Raw genomic sequence first — 1,689 nt, 5'->3', positions numbered from 1 at the left:
GCCTGGCGCATTGCATCAAACGCCGGAAATGCCGCCAAGCTTCCCAACGACACCCCGCCCAATGAGGCTATCCGGCCCACCGAATTCATCAGAGTAAAATCCGCGTTACCGCCGTAACCGGCATAGACATGTCCCCCTTGAGATGTGGTCAAGCTCTCTGGACTCACCAGACGCCGTATCACCGCTTCTTTGTATTCTGACGTCTCTTTGCCCATCAGTTTCAATGCTGCTGAGAGCCGAAACCACATGCCTGGCTCAACCTGAGCCATCACCCGTTTTTCCAATCCTACTTGACTGTCTGACCACCATTCTTTGCAGGTCGGATATCCCCCCTGTCCCGTATTAGCAAAACCATCATCACGGTGCGGTTTCCAGGGAAAATCCGAACGAGGCGTTTTTGACTGAAGCACATCATAATAACCCGCACTATTCAGAAACGTTTTTGACCCTAACCATTCAATATCCCGTAATACCACTTCATCCAGGGTTCTTCCCTCGTCCCGGCGTTTCCACTGATACAATGCCAGCGCATAACAGTCATGGGTGAAATCCTGTAATATCTGAGCCAGTGCCGGATTATTAATCCGCGTATGCTGGACCTCAAAACGCAGTTGCCTCAAGTCGGGACGGCAGGGAAGAGAAGCTATTGCAGCCTGAGTGACCCCTTTGGAAATCTGATGAACCAGTATCCACCAAACCGGAGCCGCCGCCGTTTTACCGTCAAGCGACGATATCACGGACGCATAACCCGTTTCAGCCGGTTTCGGTGTCCAAGTACCACAACTTTTTGCCCGCGAGTCATCATACGTAATGGTACTCAGACTCACATTGACCAACGGCACACAGCAAGCAATCATGACCAGAAAAGCGCCATACAAAGTGTTTTCAATCCGGGTTACTGAGAGCATGCCCTTATTCCCTTCATCCTCCCCTTCTTCCCGGACTTTCAGCCAGATACCTATCATTTTGAATGTCAACGGCAGCACAAATAACCCGGTGGCCAGCAGCACATTCCACAAGCCGTTATTCACTATCCAGCCCAGCAGGGTCAGAAAATATTCCAGATAGCTGTAAGTTGTCATGACTGCTCTCCGGAGACGAAGAACATGGCATACTCACAACATCCCACAAATCCCAGCGAAATGAGCGCCATCCGTTTCAGAGCCGCTTTCTGTGTTAACGGCAATGGGGATCGCCAAAGCTGCCACATGAAACAGGCAATCACACTGTACATGGCCAATCGCCAGGCCAGCCAGCCGTAACGGGTCGTGTACATCCAATGTTGTAAGGCACTGAACTGAGACGGATACGCCAAGCCAACTGCGGCAACAAGTAACATGCCCCCCATCATCAACATGACAATTAACCCCCGCCTGAAATGCCGTTTCAGTCCCACTATCAACCTCTGTTTAGTGCCAGCAGGTACCCGAACTTCACTTTGCTCAGACATCATTATTGTCCTTCGCGCCCTTTCGGCGGCACGGACAAGGTGTGAATACGACTGTCGGTATTATCGGTGGATTGCCGTTGCAGATTCATTTCAACCCGATGTTGTTCACGCTCAAGCGTGGTCAGTGCGGTATTTTGTGCAATCGCCCGGCGCAACTCCATTTCATTCTTCAGGGCAGTAATTTCTCTGTCCAGTGTCGCAATGCGACGATCACTCTCTGCCATCGCCTGCGCCTGAGC

2 protein-coding genes and 1 pseudogene are annotated in these 1,689 nt (G+C 51.4%); all 3 read right to left on the bottom strand.

Annotated elements, in window-relative coordinates:
• A partial coding sequence (locus EAE91_RS23125; RefSeq protein WP_214090495.1) for a conjugal transfer protein TraG N-terminal domain-containing protein occupies positions 1-1,082 on the bottom strand: 1,082 nt, incomplete at its 3' end.
• Positions 1,079-1,450, bottom strand: coding sequence for a hypothetical protein (locus EAE91_RS23120; protein WP_214090494.1), 372 nt, complete (start codon positions 1,448-1,450; stop codon positions 1,079-1,081). The genes EAE91_RS23120 and EAE91_RS23125, both read right to left, overlap by 4 nt.
• 2 nt (positions 1,451-1,452) lie before the next feature.
• A pseudogene (locus EAE91_RS23115) lies at positions 1,453-1,689 on the bottom strand (integrating conjugative element protein); the annotation flags it as partial.

Source organism: Photorhabdus noenieputensis, assembly GCF_018448935.1.
GTDB lineage: Bacteria > Pseudomonadota > Gammaproteobacteria > Enterobacterales > Enterobacteriaceae > Photorhabdus > Photorhabdus noenieputensis.
This window is presented reverse-complemented; position numbering and strand designations above follow the sequence as displayed.